The organism is Pseudomonas sp. UBA4617, assembly GCF_002386445.1.
In the GTDB taxonomy this organism is placed as follows: domain Bacteria; phylum Pseudomonadota; class Gammaproteobacteria; order Pseudomonadales; family Pseudomonadaceae; genus Aquipseudomonas.
On record NZ_DGIR01000046.1, the window covers coordinates 57,378 to 74,654 of the forward strand.

The 17,277-nt window shown below is 62.1% G+C and carries 17 protein-coding genes; 9 read left to right on the top strand and 8 right to left on the bottom strand.

Going from position 1 to position 17,277, the window contains the following annotated elements; all coding sequences use genetic code 11:
• The first annotated feature begins 4 nt into the window (after positions 1-4).
• Together hexR and B4L76_RS20400 are read left to right on the top strand one after the other, a co-directional pair.
• Positions 5-871 (top strand): transcriptional regulator HexR, encoded by an 867-nt coding sequence (hexR, locus tag B4L76_RS20395; protein WP_296234963.1) that lies wholly within the window; start codon positions 5-7, stop codon positions 869-871.
• Positions 872-1,019: 148 nt separating this feature from the next.
• Positions 1,020-1,238 (top strand): PA3496 family putative envelope integrity protein, encoded by a 219-nt coding sequence (locus B4L76_RS20400; RefSeq protein ID WP_296234964.1) that lies wholly within the window; start codon positions 1,020-1,022, stop codon positions 1,236-1,238.
• On the opposite strand, the gene B4L76_RS20405 is transcribed toward B4L76_RS20400, so the two are convergent.
• Positions 1,180-2,142, bottom strand: coding sequence for a LysR family transcriptional regulator (locus tag B4L76_RS20405; RefSeq protein ID WP_296234965.1), 963 nt, complete (start codon positions 2,140-2,142; stop codon positions 1,180-1,182). The two genes, B4L76_RS20400 and B4L76_RS20405, sit on opposite strands and share 59 nt — an antisense overlap.
• Positions 2,143-2,331: 189 nt before the next feature.
• Here B4L76_RS20405 and B4L76_RS20410 point away from each other — a divergent pair, with 189 nt between their 5' ends.
• Both B4L76_RS20410 and oadA read left to right on the top strand, forming a co-directional pair.
• Positions 2,332-3,747 (top strand): acetyl-CoA carboxylase biotin carboxylase subunit, encoded by a 1,416-nt coding sequence (locus tag B4L76_RS20410; RefSeq protein WP_016712746.1) that lies wholly within the window; start codon positions 2,332-2,334, stop codon positions 3,745-3,747.
• Positions 3,748-3,759: 12 nt separating this feature from the next.
• Positions 3,760-5,568 (top strand): sodium-extruding oxaloacetate decarboxylase subunit alpha, encoded by a 1,809-nt coding sequence (gene oadA / locus B4L76_RS20415; RefSeq protein ID WP_296234966.1) that lies wholly within the window; start codon positions 3,760-3,762, stop codon positions 5,566-5,568.
• Positions 5,569-5,690: 122 nt separating this feature from the next.
• Here the strand turns inward: oadA and B4L76_RS20420 are convergent, their stop codons facing one another.
• From B4L76_RS20420 to B4L76_RS20430, 3 genes are read right to left on the bottom strand one after another with little or no spacing between them, the layout of a single operon-like run.
• Complete coding sequence (locus B4L76_RS20420) at positions 5,691-6,362, bottom strand: GNAT family N-acetyltransferase (RefSeq protein WP_296234967.1); 672 nt, start codon at positions 6,360-6,362, stop codon at positions 5,691-5,693.
• Positions 6,363-6,369: 7 nt separating this feature from the next.
• Positions 6,370-6,816: a GNAT family N-acetyltransferase gene (locus B4L76_RS20425; protein WP_296234968.1), complete on the bottom strand. Its 447-nt coding sequence runs from the start codon at positions 6,814-6,816 to the stop codon at positions 6,370-6,372.
• Positions 6,817-6,827: 11 nt separating this feature from the next.
• Entirely contained in the window at positions 6,828-7,457 is a 630-nt protein-coding gene (locus B4L76_RS20430; protein WP_296234969.1) for an FMN-binding negative transcriptional regulator, read from the bottom strand.
• Positions 7,458-7,546: 89 nt separating this feature from the next.
• Between B4L76_RS20430 and B4L76_RS20435 the strand changes: the two genes are divergently transcribed.
• Positions 7,547-9,085 (top strand): PLP-dependent aminotransferase family protein, encoded by a 1,539-nt coding sequence (locus B4L76_RS20435; RefSeq protein ID WP_296234970.1) that lies wholly within the window; start codon positions 7,547-7,549, stop codon positions 9,083-9,085.
• A 79-nt stretch (positions 9,086-9,164) separates the two neighbouring features.
• Here the strand turns inward: B4L76_RS20435 and B4L76_RS20440 are convergent, their stop codons facing one another.
• From B4L76_RS20440 to aspA, 4 genes are all read right to left on the bottom strand, one after another.
• Positions 9,165-10,268, bottom strand: a complete 1,104-nt coding sequence (locus B4L76_RS20440) for a polyamine ABC transporter substrate-binding protein (protein WP_296234971.1) — start codon at positions 10,266-10,268, stop codon at positions 9,165-9,167.
• Positions 10,269-11,312 (bottom strand): histone deacetylase family protein, encoded by a 1,044-nt coding sequence (locus B4L76_RS20445; protein ID WP_296234972.1) that lies wholly within the window; start codon positions 11,310-11,312, stop codon positions 10,269-10,271.
• Positions 11,313-11,464: 152 nt separating this feature from the next.
• Positions 11,465-12,457, bottom strand: coding sequence for an AraC family transcriptional regulator (locus tag B4L76_RS20450; RefSeq protein ID WP_296234973.1), 993 nt, complete (start codon positions 12,455-12,457; stop codon positions 11,465-11,467).
• Positions 12,458-12,638: 181 nt separating this feature from the next.
• Positions 12,639-14,063: an aspartate ammonia-lyase gene (gene aspA, locus B4L76_RS20455; protein WP_003260072.1), complete on the bottom strand. Its 1,425-nt coding sequence runs from the start codon at positions 14,061-14,063 to the stop codon at positions 12,639-12,641.
• A 182-nt stretch (positions 14,064-14,245) separates the two neighbouring features.
• Between aspA and B4L76_RS20460 the strand changes: the two genes are divergently transcribed.
• The 4 genes from B4L76_RS20460 to B4L76_RS20475 all read left to right on the top strand — a co-directional run bounded on the left by B4L76_RS20460 (position 14,246) and on the right by B4L76_RS20475 (position 17,277).
• The gene (locus tag B4L76_RS20460; RefSeq protein ID WP_296234974.1) at positions 14,246-15,178 is read left to right on the top strand and encodes a LysR substrate-binding domain-containing protein; all 933 of its coding nucleotides are present in this window, start codon (positions 14,246-14,248) and stop codon (positions 15,176-15,178) included.
• 171 nt (positions 15,179-15,349) lie between these two features.
• Positions 15,350-15,841: a 5-(carboxyamino)imidazole ribonucleotide mutase gene (purE, locus tag B4L76_RS20465; protein WP_170033866.1), complete on the top strand. Its 492-nt coding sequence runs from the start codon at positions 15,350-15,352 to the stop codon at positions 15,839-15,841.
• 10 nt (positions 15,842-15,851) lie between these two features.
• Positions 15,852-16,934, top strand: coding sequence for a 5-(carboxyamino)imidazole ribonucleotide synthase (locus B4L76_RS20470; RefSeq protein WP_296234975.1), 1,083 nt, complete (start codon positions 15,852-15,854; stop codon positions 16,932-16,934).
• Positions 16,935-17,031: 97 nt separating this feature from the next.
• A complete protein-coding gene (locus tag B4L76_RS20475; protein ID WP_003253308.1) occupies positions 17,032-17,277 on the top strand; it encodes a GlsB/YeaQ/YmgE family stress response membrane protein in 246 nt (81 codons plus the stop codon).

Sequence of the window (17,277 nt, forward strand, 5' to 3'; positions counted from 1 at the left end):
GCCTGTGAATCTGTTGCAACATATCGCCCAATCGCGCCACCTGCTGCGCAAATCGGAACTCAAGGTAGCCGACCATGTGCTACTCGACCCGGCTGCGGTCATGCACAGCTCCATGGCCGACCTGGCGCACAGCGTAGGGATCAGTGAACCGACCATCGTGCGCTTCTGCCGCGCCATCGGTTGCTCGGGTTTCCAGGACCTGAAACTGAAACTGGCACAAAGCCTGGCCGCCGGGGCCAGTTTCGGTCAGTTCGCCATCCATGAAGACGACTCGGTAGCCGACTACAGCCTGAAGATCTTCGACACCACCTTGCATACCTTGATGGAAGTGCGTGAGCACCTCGACCCCCAGGCGCTGCAGCGGGCAGTAACCGCAATGGCACAGGCGCAGCGTGTGGAGTTCTATGGCTTTGGCGCTTCCGGCGCGGTGGCGGCCGATGCCCAGCACAAGTTCTTCCGCCTGCTGCTCAGCGCGGCAGCCTATTCCGACCCGCACATGCAGGCGATGTCGGCGGTGACCCTCAAGCCAGGTGATGTGGCGGTGTGCATTTCCCAGTCGGGCCGCTCCAAGGACCTGCTGATTACCGCCAATCTGGTGCGCGAGAGCGGCGCCAACCTGATCACCCTGTGCCCCAGCCAGACGCCACTGGCCGAGCTGTCAACGGTCAACCTGGCGATCGACGTGCATGAAGACACAGAAATCTACACGCCGCTGACCTCGCGTATCGCCCACCTTGTGGTGATCGACGTGTTGGCCATGGGCGTGGCCATGGCGCGCGGGCCGAGCCTGGTCAACCACCTGAAGAGCGTGAAGCGCAGCTTGCGCAGCCTGCGTCTGTCGCCCAAGTCGATCAAGGCTACCGACGACTGAATACTTCCTGTACCGGCCTCTTCGCGGTCAAGCCCGTGAGAGGCCGGTACAGGCTGGGCAAATTCACCATTTTGTCACCGTTTCAACGCTAAACCGTAAACCACCAAGGCCAGTCTGAAGTCCTCGCATCCTATCTGGGAGACAGGCAATGGCTCGTGACTACGACGGTACTTACCAACCCAGCGCCAAGGCTCGCAAGCAGCAGGAAAAGGATCAGCGCCGCATGGAATACCGTCGCGCGATCGAAAGCTATTGCGACCAACGTCAACTGCTGCGCGACCTCGTGGACTACCCCGAGTTGCAGGACCTCACGGTGTGGCAGGCGTCTGCGGCAACTTCCCCGAAAAGCGCTCAACCAGGCCGCTGATCAGCGCACGTTCGCCGCGGATGAACGCCAGGAATGCCAAGGCGACCGGTGACTGCCGTTTGGCCTTGGACTGCACCACGCACCAGCTGCGGTACAGCGGCAGCTCCTCCACCGGCAGCTCCTGCAACACACCGGTAGCCAGTTCAAGGTTGACTGCGTGGCGGGTGAGCAGGGCAATACCCAGGCCTGCGATCACGCATTCACGCTGGGCATCGGCCGAGGCAACTTCCAGGGTCTGGGTAAAGTGCACGCGCTTGTCCTTGAAGTACTCCTCGCAAGCTTTGCGCGTACCTGAACCTTGTTCCCGAACCAGCAGGGTATGAGGCTCAAGGTCCTGCAGGCGTAGCTGTTCCAGCTTGCACAACGGGTGTTCGGGCGGGGCCACCGCGATGATCGGGTTGTTGAGGAACGGCAGAAACTCCAGGCCCATGTCCTGTGGCACCATGGACATGATGATCAGGTCGTCGCGGTTGTCCGAAAGGCGGCGGATGGCCTGGGCCCGGTTGACCACCGTCAGGGTCAGGTTGACCTCCGGGTGGCGCTGCTTGAAGGCGGCGAACAGGTGTGGCACGAAATACTTGGCACTGGACTCGATCGCCAGCTTCAGCTGCCCCTGGAGTGAGCCCTGCATGTCCGACAATTGCATGTCCAGGCTCTCCAGGCGGCCGAAGATATCGCGGCTGGCGCGTTGCAGGGCTTCGGCAGCTTCGGTCAGGTAGAGCTTCTTGCCCACGTACTCGAACAGTGGCTGACCGATCAGCTCTTCCAGCTGGCGGATCTGCAGACTAACGGCGGGTTGTGTCAGCGCCATCTCTTCCGCAGCGCGGCTGTACGAGCGCAAATCGCACACCTCGTTGAAGATCTGCAGTTGACGTAACGTCATACGCATCAATGACTTACGCATTTTCTTCGGCCCTTTGGCAAAACCTTGTTACCGCACTATAAGCTTTTGCTTATACAGCCTCTAACAAATATTGATTTTTGTTTATCAACCTACAGCGCTAGGGTGAATGTGCGACTGGCCAGCTACGCCTGGTCACGCGCCGACCGGTAGAACCGGCTCGACTGTTCCTACGGCTTTGGGAAGACTCCAGTGATAAAAAAAATCCTGATCGCCAACCGAGGTGAAATTGCAGTTCGGATCGTGCGCGCCTGCGCCGAGATGGGCATTCGCTCGGTGGCGATCTATTCCGACGCCGACCGGCATGCGTTGCACGTCAAGCGCGCCGACGAAGCCCACAGCATCGGTGCCGAGCCGCTGGCCGGCTACCTGAACCCGCGCAAGCTGGTCAACCTGGCTGTGGAAACCGGCTGTGATGCCTTGCACCCGGGCTACGGTTTCCTGTCGGAAAACGCCGAGCTGGCAGAGATCTGCGCTGAACGCGGGATCAAGTTCATTGGCCCGGCCGCCGATGTCATTCGCCGCATGGGCGACAAGACCGAAGCACGCCGTACCATGATCGCTGCCGGTGTGCCGGTGACGCCGGGCACCGAAGGTAACGTTGCCGACATTCATGAAGCCTTGAGCGAAGGTGACCGCATCGGTTACCCGGTCATGCTCAAGGCTACCTCTGGCGGTGGTGGGCGTGGTATCCGCCGTTGCAACAGCCGCGAAGAACTGGAACAGAACTTCCCCCGCGTCATCTCCGAGGCCACCAAGGCCTTTGGCTCGGCTGAAGTATTCCTGGAAAAGTGCATCGTCAACCCCAAGCACATCGAGGCGCAGATCCTCGGTGACAGCTTCGGCAACGTGGTGCACCTGTTCGAGCGCGACTGCTCGATCCAGCGCCGTAACCAGAAGCTCATCGAAATCGCTCCAAGCCCGCAGCTCACCCCCGAGCAGCGTGCCTACATCGGTGATCTCGCGGTACGTGCCGCCAAGGCGGTGAACTACGAGAACGCTGGTACCGTGGAGTTCCTGCTCGCCGATGGCGAGGTGTACTTCATGGAAATGAACACCCGGGTGCAGGTGGAGCACACCATCACCGAGGAAATCACCGGTATCGATATCGTCCGTGAGCAGATCCGCATTGCCTCGGGCCTGCCGCTGTCGGTCAAGCAGGAAGACATCCAGCACCGCGGCTATGCGCTGCAGTTCCGGATCAACGCCGAAGACCCGAAAAACAACTTCCTGCCCAGCTTCGGCAAGATCACCCGTTACTACGCCCCCGGTGGTCCTGGCGTGCGTACCGACACGGCGATCTATACCGGCTACACCATTCCACCGTTCTACGACTCCATGTGCCTGAAGCTGGTGGTCTGGGCATTGACCTGGGAAGAAGCCATGGACCGCGGGCTGCGGGCCTTGGACGACATGCGCGTGCAAGGGGTGAAGACCACCGCCGCGTACTATCAGGAAATCCTGCGCAATCCCGAATTCCGTAGCGGCCAGTTCAATACCAGCTTCGTCGAAAGCCACCCCGAACTGACCAACTACTCGATCAAGCGCAAACCCGAAGAGCTGGCCCTGGCCATCGCCGCCGCCATCGCCGCCCACGCAGGCCTGTGAGGAACTCCCATAATGTCCAAGAAAATTCACGTAACCGACACGATCCTGCGCGACGCCCACCAGTCCCTGCTGGCCACCCGCATGCGTACCGAAGACATGCTGCCGATCTGCGACAAGCTCGACAAGGTCGGCTACTGGTCGCTGGAAGTCTGGGGCGGTGCCACCTTCGACGCCTGCGTGCGCTTCCTCAAGGAAGACCCGTGGGAGCGCCTGCGCAAGCTGCGTGCAGCGCTGCCCAACACGCGCCTGCAAATGCTGCTGCGCGGCCAGAACCTGCTGGGCTACCGCCACTACAGCGACGATGTGGTCAAGACCTTCGTCGCCAAGGCCGCGGTCAACGGCATCGACGTGTTCCGCATCTTCGACGCCATGAACGACGTACGTAACCTGCGCGTGGCCATCGAAGCGGTCAAGGCTGCCGGCAAGCACGCCCAAGGCACCATCGCCTACACCACCAGCCCGGTGCACACCATCGAAGCCTTCGTCAACCAGGCCAAGCAGATGGAAGCCATGGGTTGCGACTCGGTGGCGATCAAGGACATGGCCGGCCTGTTGACCCCGTACGCCACCGGCGAACTGGTCAAGGCGCTGAAGGCCGAGCAGTCGCTGCCGGTGTTCATCCACTCCCACGACACTGCCGGCCTGGCCGCGATGTGTCAGCTGAAGGCCGTGGAAAACGGCGCCGACCACATCGACACCGCCATCTCCAGCTTTGCCTGGGGCACCAGCCACCCGGGCACCGAGTCGATGGTTGCCGCGCTCAAGGGCAGCGAGTTCGACACCGGCCTGGATCTGGAATTGCTGCAGGAAATCGGCCTGTACTTCTACGCGGTACGCAAGAAGTACCACCAGTTCGAGAGCGAGTTCACCGCCGTGGATACCCGCGTACAGGTCAACCAGGTACCGGGCGGCATGATTTCCAACCTGGCCAACCAGCTCAAGGAGCAAGGCGCGCTCAACCGCATGAACGAAGTGCTGGCAGAGATCCCGCGTGTGCGTGAAGACCTCGGCTTCCCGCCGCTGGTGACCCCGACCTCGCAGATCGTCGGTACCCAGGCGTTCTTCAACGTGCTGGCTGGCGAGCGTTACAAGACCATCACCAACGAGGTGAAGCTGTACCTGCAAGGCGGCTATGGCAAGGCCCCGGGTGTGGTCAACGAACAACTGCGTCGCCAGGCGATCGGCAGCGAGGAGGTGATCGACGTACGCCCGGCCGACCTGCTGAAGCCGGAAATGGCCAAGCTGCGTGCTGACATCGGTGCCCTGGCGCGTTGTGAAGAAGATGTGCTGACTTTTGCCATGTTCCCGGACATTGGCCGCAAGTTCCTCGAGGAACGCGAAGCTGGCACCCTGACGCCTGAAGTTCTGCTGCCAATTCCCGAGGCGGGTGCAGTAGCGTCTCATAGCGGCGAAGGTGTGCCGACCGAGTTCGTCATCGACGTGCACGGCGAAACCTACCGCGTCGACATCACAGGGGTAGGCGTGAAGGCAGAAGGCAAGCGTCACTTCTACCTGTCGATCGACGGCATGCCGGAAGAGGTGGTGTTCGAGCCGCTCAACGAATTCGTCGGCAGCGGCAGCAGCAAGCGCAAGCAGGCCAGCGCTCCGGGCCACGTCAGCACCACCATGCCAGGCAACATCGTGGATGTGCTGGTCAAGGAAGGCGACATGGTCAAGGTCGGCCAGGCCGTGCTGATCACCGAAGCCATGAAGATGGAAACTGAAGTGCAGGCGGCTATCGCTGGCAAGGTCGTGGCTATTCACGTGGCCAAGGGCGACCGCGTGACGCCGGGCGAGATCCTGATCGAGATCGAAGGCTGAAGCCTTTATCTACAAGCGGTTAACCTCTGGGGAGCGGATGCTCCCCTTTTTTTCGTGTGGGCTCGACCGGCCTCTCTGGGAGCGGGTTCACCCGGAAGAGGCCGGCTGCTGCAAAACCGCCCTCAGCTCTTGCGACATGCCTCAAGGGTCTCGACCTGGCCTGTCGGCTGCTGGTTTTCCTCACTCAACCAGCGCTCGAACCCGGCAGCGACTGTTGGCCACTCGTCATCGGTAATCGAATACCAGGCGGTATCGCGGTTGTGGTTCTTCACCACCAAATGTTTGCGGAACACTCCTTCGTAGACAAACCCAAACCGCTCTGCCGCACGCTTGGAACGGGCGTTGGCGTTGTTGCACTTCCATTCCAGCCGGCGGTTGCCCAGTGCAAAGGCCAGCTTGCCCAGCAGGTACACGGCCTCGGTGCCCTTGGGGGTGCGCTGCATGGCGGCGCCGAAGGCGACGTGGCCGATTTCGATGCGGCCATGCTCGGGCACGATCGACATCAGGCTGAGAATGCCCTGGGCCTGCCCACCAAGGCGGTCGATGACCGTGTAGCACAGTGGGTCGCGACCGGCGGCATGGCCTTCCAGCCAACGGTCGAAGGCGCCACGTTCGGCAAACGGGCCATAGGGCAGGTAGTCCCACAATGCGCGGTCAGCCGCCGGGCCTTGCAGCGCTTCCCAAAGATCATCGCCATGGCGCGCCGGGTCGAGCTTTTCCAGGCGGATGAAACGGCCATCGATGGCGTCGGCCTTGGGCGTGGCGGCGGGCTTCCAGTTCAATGTGTCAGTCATGGCTGGCTTACAACCCTTTGCGGAACTGGATGAAGCCGGATCGCTCGGCAACCTGCTGGTACAGGCTGATGGCGGTGGCGTTGGTCTCGTGGGTCAGCCAGTGGACCTTGCTGCAGCCGGCGGCCTTGGCCGCTGCGTAGACGTGTTCGATCAGCTGGCGACCGATGCCCAGGCCACGTTGCTTGCTGCCCACGTACAGGTCTTGCAGGTAGCATGAGTTCGCGACACTCCAGTTGGTGCGATGGTAGATGTAGTTGACCATGCCCACTGCCTGGCCATCGACCCAGGCCAGCGCTGAACAAGTCGGTTCGTTCGGGTCGAGCAGGCGTTGCCAGGTACTGAGGCTGACCTCATCGGCCAGTTCCGTTTCATAGAAGTGCAGATAGGCCTGCCACAAGGCAAGCCAGGCAGCATGGTCCTGGGCAGTGACAGGACGCAGGGTGACGCTGGACATGGGCTATTCCTTCAGAGTGGGCGCATGTGCGCCGCGAGTTGGTTATCCAGGTAATCAGGGCTGGCGTTCAGGCCTTCACGCACCCCGGCAATGTCCTGCTCCGAGCGGTTCTGGCTGAGCTTGCGCGCGCCTTGCAGGCGAGCGATGGGCAAGCGGACGCCGACAATCGCACGGAGCATGCCATCGATATACTCTGCCGGGGCGTCAGTGACTTTCCACGGTTCGCTGCGGCCTTGTTCGTGACGTTCGGTCAGGCTGCTTACGATAGCCAGCAGCGCGGGACCATCGTGGAGCACTTCGGCGGTGCCATAGGCATGCACGGCCAGGTAGTTCCAGGTCGGCACGACCCTCGGGTTGTCAGCTTTGCTCGGATAATAGCTGGGGCTGACATAGGCATCGGCACCGGGAAACACCAGCAGGGCCTCGGCACCTTGCGCCAGGTCCTGCCACTGCTGGTTGGCCCGAGCCAGGTGGGCATAGACCGTGCCGAACTCGCCTTCGCTGGTATCGATCAGTACCGGCAGGTGAGTCGCCAGCAGGCCGTGCTCGCCGTGGCTGACCAATACGGCCAGGCGGGTTTCGTGCATGTGCTGGTGCAGGCGACCGAGGTCGTGTTCCTGGTGGGGTTTGCTGTTGTACATGCCGGTTTCCTTGTGCAATGGTTCCATCCTAGGCAGGCTATTGGTTCCGGGTAAGAGCCATTGACTACTGTTTTCATAGGTCCAATGTCATGAACGAGCAGTCCCTTGTGTTGCCTTTCGACCCTGCCGGGATTGCGCTGGATCGACGCCGTGGGCTCAGTCAGCAGTTGTACCAGGCATTGCGTGGACGAATTCTGGACGGGCGTTTGCGCAGCGGCACGCGGCTGCCTGCTACCCGCGACCTGGCTGGCATGCTGGCGCTGTCACGCAACAGCGTGGTGCGGGCCTATGATCAACTGTATGCCGAGGGCTTCATCGAAAGCCGGGTCGGTGACGGCACTTATGTCACCCAGCTTCCAAAACTATCCACACACTTGCCCACAGGGTTATCCCGTGGTTTATCAACAGAGTTATCCACATTTTCTGAATGCGGCACTGAGGATATATACAGCCAGGTATTTTCCAGCGGACCGTTGCAGCGGCTCGAAAGCCACCATTTGTCGCGGCCGAGGACAGGCGCACCACGAGCGTTTCGGCTCGGCGTTCCAGCTTTCGATTTGTTCCCTTTCGACGTCTGGGCCAAGCTCCAGGCGGGCTTCTGGCGTAATCCAGACCCCGCGCAGTTGGGTTACGGCGACCCGGCTGGCGAGCCGCTGCTGCGCGAACTGATCGCCGCCTACCTGCGTAGCTCGCGTGGGCTCAGCTGTGCCGCTGAACAAATTGTGATCACCAGTGGAGCGCAGCAGGCCATCAGCCTTTGTGCACAGTTGTTGTTGCAGCCGGGAGATGGCGTGGCTGTGGAAAACCCGGGTTATCGTGCGGCCGGGCATGCTTTCGCGCTGGCCGGTGGCAGGTTGCATGGTGTGCCGGTGGACGAGGACGGCATGGATTGCCAGCGGCTCGGGCAACTGACGGACTGCCGGCTTGCCTACGTCACCCCGGCGCACCAGTACCCGACCGGGGTGACCATGAGCTTGGCGCGGCGCCTGGAACTGCTGGCCTGGGCCGAGCGCAGTGGCGGCTGGATCATCGAAGACGATTATGACGGAGAGTATCGCTATAGCGGCGCGCCCTTGGCCCCGCTGGCCTCGCTCGACCGCACCGGGCGGGTGCTGTATGTCGGTACCTTCGGCAAGATCGCTTTCCCGGCATTGCGCCTTGGCTACCTGGTGCTGCCGCCGTCGCTGGTGCAGGCGTTCAGCCAGGGTAGGGCGCTGGCGATGCGGCACTCGGAAGTCAGTAGCCAGTGCGTGATGGCTGAATTCATGGCGCGGGGGCACTTCCAGCGGCATATCCGGCGCATGCGCAAGGCGGCCTTGAGCCGACGCAACGTGCTCAAGGCCGGTTGGCCGGTGGATATTCCGGGGTTAGGCAGCATGCCGGAAGTGGCGGCAGGGCTTCACGTCAAGGTGAATGTGGATAACTTTGTCCTGGAGCAAGAGCTGGTGGCCAAGGCTGAGGGAGTGGGGGTGGAGATGACCCCGCTGAGTAATTTCTGGCTCGCGAACAGCGCCGAGCCTGTGGATAAGCGGGCAGGATTGGTGCTCGGGTTCGCGGCGGTGCCGGAGGGTGAGATTGCCGAGGCTTTGCTGAAATTACGCAAGGCTTGGCGACTGCTTCGCGGATAAACCCTCTCCACAGGCTCTGCACCGCACCTTGGGCCAGCGCTATGCCTGTGGGGAGAGGGCTTGCCGCGAAGCGTGCGACTCAGGTTCCGGACTTGATCCGCGTCCAGGCCCTGGTGCGTGCCCGCTCGGCATCACGCGCCAAAGGCGTGAGGGTATACAGCTTGGTCATCGCCTCCGCCGTCGGATAGAGGTTGGGGTTGTTGCGAATCGCCGGGTTCACCTTGTCGGTGGCATCCTTGTTGGGGTTCGGGTAGCCGACAAAATCGCTGATCGGCGCAATCACCTCGGGCCGCAGCAGGTAGTTGATGAATGCATGCGCATCCTCCGGGTTGGCTGCATTCTTCGGAATTGCCAGCATGTCGAACCAGATTGGCGCACCCTCCTTGGGCAGACGCATATCTACCACCACGCCATTCTTTGCATCGCGGGCGCGGTTGGCGGCCTGGGAGAAGCTGCCGCTGTAGCCTACCGCCACGCAGATGTCACCGTTGGCTATGTCCGCCATGTATTTCGAGGAGTGGAAATAGGTGATGTAGGGGCGGATTTTCAACATCAGTGCCTCGGCCTGCTTGTAGTCGGCCGGCTTGTCGCTGTTAGGCGGCAGGCCCAGGTGCTGCAGGGCCAGTGGCAGGATCTCCGACGGCGAGTCGAGCAGCGCCACGCCACACTGCTTGAGCTTGGCGATGTTCTCTTCCTTGAAGATCAGGTCCCAGCTGTCGACTGGCGCGTCGTCGCCCAGCGCAGCTTTGACCTTGGCCGGGTTGAAGCCGATCAGCACGGTACCGTACATGTAGGGTACGGCAAACTTGTTGCCCGGGTCGTTGGCTTCGATCAGCTTCATAAGGGACGGGTCCAGGTGTTGCCAGTTCGGTAGCTTGCTGCGGTCCAGTGGCTGGAATACCCCTGCTTCGATCTGCTTGGCGAGGAACACGTTGGACGGCACCACCACGTCATACCCGGAGTTACCGGTGAGCAGCTTGGCTTCCAGAGCCTCGTTGGTGTCGAAGATGTCATAGATCAGCTTTACACCGCTGTCCTTATGGTACTCGGTGAGGGTTTGCGGGGTGATGTAGTCGAACCAGTTGTAGACCCGCAGGGTGCGCTGTTCCGCCTGGGCCTGCAGGGCGCCGGTGAACAGCGTGGCGGCGATGAACGGGGCGAGCAGACGCTTGAGTCGGACCATTTACCGGGCTCCTGTTTGGCTGCGCTGGAAGCCTTCCAGCACATTGACCGCGTTGATACCGATTTCCTCCACAGCGTAGCCGCCCTCCATCACGAACAGGGTCGGCTTGCCGAGCTGCCCGATGCGCTTGCCCATCTCCAGGTAGTCCGGGCTATCCAGTTTGAACTGCGAGATCGGGTCGTCCTTGAAGGTGTCAACGCCCAGCGAGATCACCAGTACGTCGGCGTCATAGGCGGCGATGCGTTGGCACGCGTCCTCCAGGGCAGCGCTCCAGGCAGCCCAGTCGCTGCCAGCGGGCAGTGGATAGTTGATGTTGCAGCCTGCTCCGGCACCCTCGCCGGTTTCGTCGGCATAGCCGAGGAAGAACGGGAATTCGTCCTGCGGGTCACCATGGATCGAAGCGAAGAACACATCACCGCGGTGGTAGAAGATGTCCTGGGTGCCATTGCCATGGTGGTAGTCGACGTCAAGGATGGCGACTTTGTGCCGACCCTGGTCGAGGAACGCCTGGGCGGCGATGGCGGCGTTGTTCAGGTAGCAATAGCCACCCATGACTTCACCGGCGGCGTGGTGCCCTGGCGGGCGGCACAGGGCAAAGGCCGAATGGGCGCCCTGCTGGATGGCGGCCTGGGCGGTGAGGGCCACCTGGGCGGCGCTGTAGGCAGCCTGCCAGGTACCGGCGGTGATCGGTGCCCCGGCATCGAAGCTGTAGTAGCCCAGCTCACCGTGCAGGCCGCTGGGCTTTTTCTGGCGCAGGGTGCGGGCGGGCCAGGTAAAGGGCAGCAGGTCACCTTCCTGGCCCAGTGCCGCCCAGCGCGCCCAGGCGCCTTCGAAGAAATCCAGGTAGGCGGCGCTGTGGATACGCAGAATCGGCGCGCGACCGAAGTCGGTAGGGCTCTGGATGTCGCCAAGGTTGCGCTTTTTAACCTGTTCGAGCACGTGGTCGGCGCGCGACGGCATTTCGAAGCAGGGCATCAGCTTACCGTCTATCAGCTCGCAGCGGCCATGGTGCAGGCGGTGGTCATCGGAATAGATCGTCAGCATTGTTGTTCTCCCTTGGACACTGGCGTGGACCCATTTTCAAGGGCGAAGCCAGTGGGGAGAACGACACAAACGGCCAAAAGGGGATCGATATGGCCAAGGTGGTCGGCCAGGTTTTTCGGGGCGGGTTTTTTCGCGGGCCTGCCCGCTACAGGTCAGCCGCGGAAATGGCTGGGTGCGACGCCACTCCAGCGTTGGAAGGCATGTCGGAAACTGGCGGTTTCGCTGAACCCCAGCGCCTCGGCAATCCGGTAGATCGGCATCTGTTGCTCAGCCAGCAGCTGCTTGGCCCGCTCGAACCTCAGCTCATCCAGCAGTTGTTGATAACTGCTGCCCAAGGCTTGCAAATGCCGACGCAGGGTGCGCGATGAACAGTTCATCTGCCGCGCCAGGCCCTCCAGCCCGGGTGCTGCGTCCAGTTGCTGTGCCAGCAGCTGGCGAATCCGCCCCAGCCAGGCTTGGCGGCCAGTGAATTCCAGGTTCAGGCGCCGGCAACGTTCGCTCATCGCCTTGTGGGTAATCGGGTCGGCCAGCGGCAACGGCATGTCCAGCCAGCGACGTTCGAAAGCAAAGGCATTGTCCTCGGCGTCGAACCCGACCGGGCACTGGAACGCACCGGCATAGAGCATGTGATAGCCGGGCCGAGGGTGTTCGAAGCGGGCGCCCAGCAGCGGCAGTGGGCGGCCGAGCAAGTCGTCGCAGATCACCTTCAGCGACACCAGGCAGAACTCGGCATTGAAGGCGTTCAGTGCCGGGCTGTCATGGCACTCGCTGGCGCTGAACCAGACCCGCTGGCCGTCGTCGAGCAAACGCAGCTTGAAAACTGTTCCCAGCAGTGCCGGATACTGCAACGCCAGGCGCAAGGCGTCACCCAAAGTGGCACTGGAGAGCAGGGCGTAACCGAGCATGCCGTAGCACGACACATGCATGCGCCGGCCCAGTTCCAGGCCGATGTCCTCGCGCCGGGCAACGGCGTTGGCGCATACCTGAAGTTCCTGCTGGGTGGTGATGCGCGCATCGGCATGCCCCAGGTCCGCCGGGCCGATACCGCTGCCGGCCAACAGCGCCGCTGCCTCGCAACCGTCTGCCTGGAAAACGTTGAGGATCAGCGAAACCGCGTTGAGGGTAGTCAGGTGGCTGTGCAGCATGCTGGGTCATCCCGTTGGCCTGGGACGCATTTTGGAGCAAGTTGTGTGCCGATATCCCGGGGGCTGCGCAGGAACCCGGAATGCGTAGGCAAAAAAAAGGCCCGAAGCATAGGCTCGGGCCCTGTAAAGGTTGAGAGGTGTCTAGTCCCTCGACCTGGTGAGACTGTTTACAGCGTCCTGGTTACGCCTTCAGCGGAACCAGACGGGGAGCGATCATGTTTTCCGGACGCAGGATGTCGTCGAGCATCGCATCGTCCAGCAGCTTCTCCTCGCGCACCAGTTCCAGCACACCACGGCCAGTTTCCAGGGCAACGCGGGCGATACGGGTGGCGTTTTCGTAGCCGATGTACGGGTTCAGGGCGGTGACCAGGCCGATCGAGTGTTCGACCAGTTCACGGCAGCGCTGTTCGTTGGCAGTGATGCCGACGATGCAGTGCTCGCGCAGCATGTCCATGGCGCGCTGGAGCAGGCGGATCGAGTCGAAGATCTTGTAGGCGATCAGCGGTTCCATCACGTTCAGCTGCAGTTGGCCACCTTCAGCGGCGACGGTCAGCGCCAGGTCGTTGCCCATGATGGCGAAGGCCACCTGGTTGACCGCTTCCGGAATAACCGGGTTGACCTTGCCTGGCATGATCGAGCTGCCTGGCTGACGCGCCGGCAGGTTGATCTCGTTGATGCCGGTGCGCGGGCCGCTGGACAGCAGGCGCAGGTCGTTGCAGATCTTCGACAGCTTGACGGCGGTACGCTTGAGCATGCCGGAGAACAGCACGAAGGCGCCCATGTCGGAGGTAGCTTCGATCAGGTCGGCAGCCGGTACCAGCGGTTGGCCGCTGATGGCAGCCAGGCGTTGTACGGCCAGGGCCTGGTAACCCGGGTCGGCGTTGATGCCGGTGCCGATGGCGGTACCGCCCAGGTTGATTTCGGTCAGCAGTTCCGGCGCCAGCGAACGCAGGCGCTGCAGGTCTTCGGTCATGGTGGTGGCGAAGGCGCGGAATTCCTGGCCCAGGGTCATCGGCACGGCGTCCTGCAGCTGGGTACGGCCCATCTTCAGTACGTGGTCGAACTCTTTACCTTTGGCAGCGAAGGCCTGGATCAGGCTGTCGAGGCTGGCCAGCAGGGCGTCGTGGCCCAGCAGCAGGCCCAGACGGATGGCCGTCGGGTAGGCGTCGTTGGTCGACTGCGCCATGTTCACGTCGTTGTTCGGGTGCAGGTACTGATATTCACCCTTCTGGTGGCCCATGGCCTCCAGCGCGACGTTGGCAATGACTTCGTTCGCGTTCATGTTGGTGGAAGTACCAGCACCGCCCTGGATCATGTCGACCACGAACTGGTCGTGGTAGTCGCCTTTGATCAGGCGGGCGCAGGCTGCGGTAATGGCAGCGTGCTTGGCATCGCTCAGGTGACCCAGCTCACGGTTGGCGTCGGCAGCGGCCTGCTTGACCATGGCCAGGGCCACGACCAGCTTCGGGTAGTGCGACAGCGGAACACCGGAGAGGTGGAAGTTGTTGGCAGCGCGCAGGGTCTGGATGCCGTAGTAGGCATCGGCAGGGACTTCAAGGGTACCAAGCAGATCTTTTTCGACGCGGAACGATGCAGCGGAGGACATGATGGGTATCATCTCGATTTTGACCCGGCACATGCCGGAATGGCGCCAATCCTAGGCCTGAAGGCGATTTTGCGGCAAATGCTGTTGCACGCTAACCTATGCACAAACGGCATAGTGTTTCATGTGACGCCAATTGATATTCGAGCGTGTTCCATTTTGGTGCATGCCAGGAGATGTGCTTCGTGAACCTGGAAAGCAAATGGCTGGAAGACTTCAGCGCGTTGGCGGCTACCCGCAGTTTTTCCCAGGCGGCAGAGCGGCGTTTCGTTACCCAACCCGCGTTCAGCCGGCGCATCCGTAGCCTGGAAGCGGCGTTGGGCCTGCAGTTGGTGAACCGTTCCCGCACTCCGATAGAACTGACCGAAGCTGGCCAGCTGTTTCTGGTCACGGCACGTACGGTTGTCGATCAGTTGAGCGAAATTCTTCGCCATTTGCATCATCTTGAGGGCGGGCAAGGCGAGGTGGTGCAGGTGGCTGCTGCACACTCCCTGGCTTCGGGCTTTTTCCCGCGTTGGGTGGCCCAGCTGCGCAATGACGGCTTGAACATCGCCACGCGCCTGGTTGCGACCAACGTGGGCGATGCCGTGCATGCCTTGCGCGAAGGCGGCTGCGACCTGATGCTGGCCTTCTATGACCCGGATGCGGCACTGCAGATGGACGCCGAAATCTTCCCGTCGCTGCACATGGGCACCACCGAAATGTTGCCGGTGTGCGCCGTAGATGCCGATGGCAAGCCTTTGTTCGATCTTGAAGGCGAGGGCAGCGTACCCTTGCTGGCCTATACCGCTGGCGCATTCCTCGGTCGCTCGGTCAACTTGCTGCTGCGCCAGCGCAACCTGCGTTATACCACCGTCTATGAAACCGCCATGGCCGACAGCCTCAAGAGCATGGCGCTGGAGGGCATGGGTATCGCCTGGGTACCGCGCCTGTCGATGCGCGGCGAGCTCGAACGGGGTGAACTGGCAATCTGCGGCGGCAGCCAGTGGCATGTGCCGCTGGAAATCCGCCTGTATCGCTGCGCCCTGGTACGCAAGGCCAACGTAAGGCTGCTGTGGCGCAAGCTCGAGGGGGCTGCAGTGGTTGACTCGAAAGTCAGTCAAAGCCCCGAAAAATAAGGGCCTACAGTTGGTCGCCGGGGTGCCTTAAACGCACCTCCTTACGGTATACTGCGCGGCCTTTCGACCGGATGTGTCCGGTCCTGATCAGCAAACAAGCCACGCCGGCCGTCCCGCGTGGCTTGTTGTTTTTTGACGCGCCCAAGGGCGCACAAGCGAAGAGGCTCGACGATGAGTGCACTGGTTGGCGTGATCATGGGCTCCAAGTCCGATTGGTCCACCCTTAGCCACACCGCCGATATGCTGGAAAAACTCGGCATTCCCTACGAAGTGAAGGTGGTTTCCGCCCACCGCACCCCGGACTTGCTGTTCCAGTACGCCGAAGAGGCCGAAGGGCGGGGCATCGAGGTGATCATCGCCGGTGCCGGTGGCGCTGCCCACCTGCCAGGCATGTGTGCGGCCAAGACCCACCTGCCGGTGCTGGGCGTGCCGGTGCAATCGTCGATGCTGTCGGGTGTCGATTCGCTGCTGTCGATCGTGCAGATGCCTGCTGGCGTCCCGGTTGCCACCCTTGCCATCGGCCGTGCAGGTGCAGTCAACGCTGCGCTGCTGTCGGCCAGCATCCTCGGTGCCAAATACCCGCAGTACCATACGGCGCTCAAGCAGTTCCGCACGGAGCAGACCGAGACCGTACTGGACAACCCAGACCCGCGCCAGGCTTGAGGCTTTACCCATGAAGATCGGTGTAATTGGTGGCGGCCAGCTGGGCCGCATGCTGGCCCTGGCGGGTACCCCGCTGGGCATGAATTTCGCCTTCCTCGACCCGGCCCCGGACGCCTGCGCCGCGCCATTGGGCGAGCATCTGCGCGCCGACTACGGTGACCAGGACCACCTGCGCCAACTGGCCGACGAAGTCGACCTGGTCACCTTCGAGTTCGAAAGCGTGCCGGCCGAAACCGTGGCCTTTCTTTCGCAGTTCGTGCCGGTTTACCCCAGTGCCGAGGCGCTGCGCATCGCCCGCGACCGCCTGTTCGAGAAAAGCATGTTCCGCGACCTGGGTATCCCCACCCCGGCCTTCGCTGACATTCTCTCGCAGGCAGACCTGGACGCCGCGGTGGCCAGCATCGGCCTGCCGGCCGTGCTGAAAACCCGTACCTTGGGTTACGACGGCAAGGGCCAGAAGGTACTGCGCACGCCTGAGGACGTGGTCGGTACCTTTGCCGAGCTGGGCAGCGTGCCGTGCTTGCTGGAAGGCTTCGTCCCGTTCACCGGCGAAGTTTCGCTGGTAGCCGTGCGTGCCCGTGATGGTGAAACCCGTTTCTACCCGCTGGTGCACAACACCCATGAAAGCGGCATCCTGCGTCTGTCGGTTGCCAGCCAGGCGCACCCACTGCAGGCCCTGGCCGAAGACTACGTGGGCCGCGTGCTCAAGCAACTCGACTATGTCGGCGTGCTGGCCTTCGAGTTCTTCGAAGTCGACGGCGGCCTGAAGGCCAACGAAATCGCCCCGCGCGTGCACAACTCCGGGCACTGGACCATCGAAGGCGCCGAGTGCAGCCAGTTCGAGAACCACCTGCGTGCCGTCGCCGGCCTGCCACTGGGTTCGACTGCCAAGGTGGGCGAAAGCGCGATGCTCAACTTCATCGGTGAAGTGCCGGCTGTGGACAAGGTGATCGCCATTGACGATTGCCATCTGCACCACTACGGCAAGGCATTCAAGGCCGGGCGCAAGGTCGGCCACGCCACCCTGCGTTGCCACGACATGGCTACCCTGAAGCGCAAGATTGCCGAAGTAGAAGCCCTGATCGGCAACTGATCGAACTTCTACCCGCCACATACCCTCTGAAATGGCAACAAGCCGAAGCGCTGTCTAGGCTTTGGCTTGTTCCATTCTTCACTGCAGAGGGATCGCCATGGGCATCATTGGAACCATCTTCATCGGCCTCATCGTCGGCCTGCTGGCTCGCTTCATCAAGCCGGGCGACGACAGCATGGGCTGGATCATGACCATCCTGCTGGGTATCGCCGGCTCCCTGCTGGCAACCTATGGTGGCCAGGCGCTGGGCATCTACCAGGCCGGGCAGGCTGCAGGCTTCCTTGGCGCACTGGTGGGTGCGGTCGTCCTGCTGGTGATCTACGGATTCATCAAGAAACGCTGA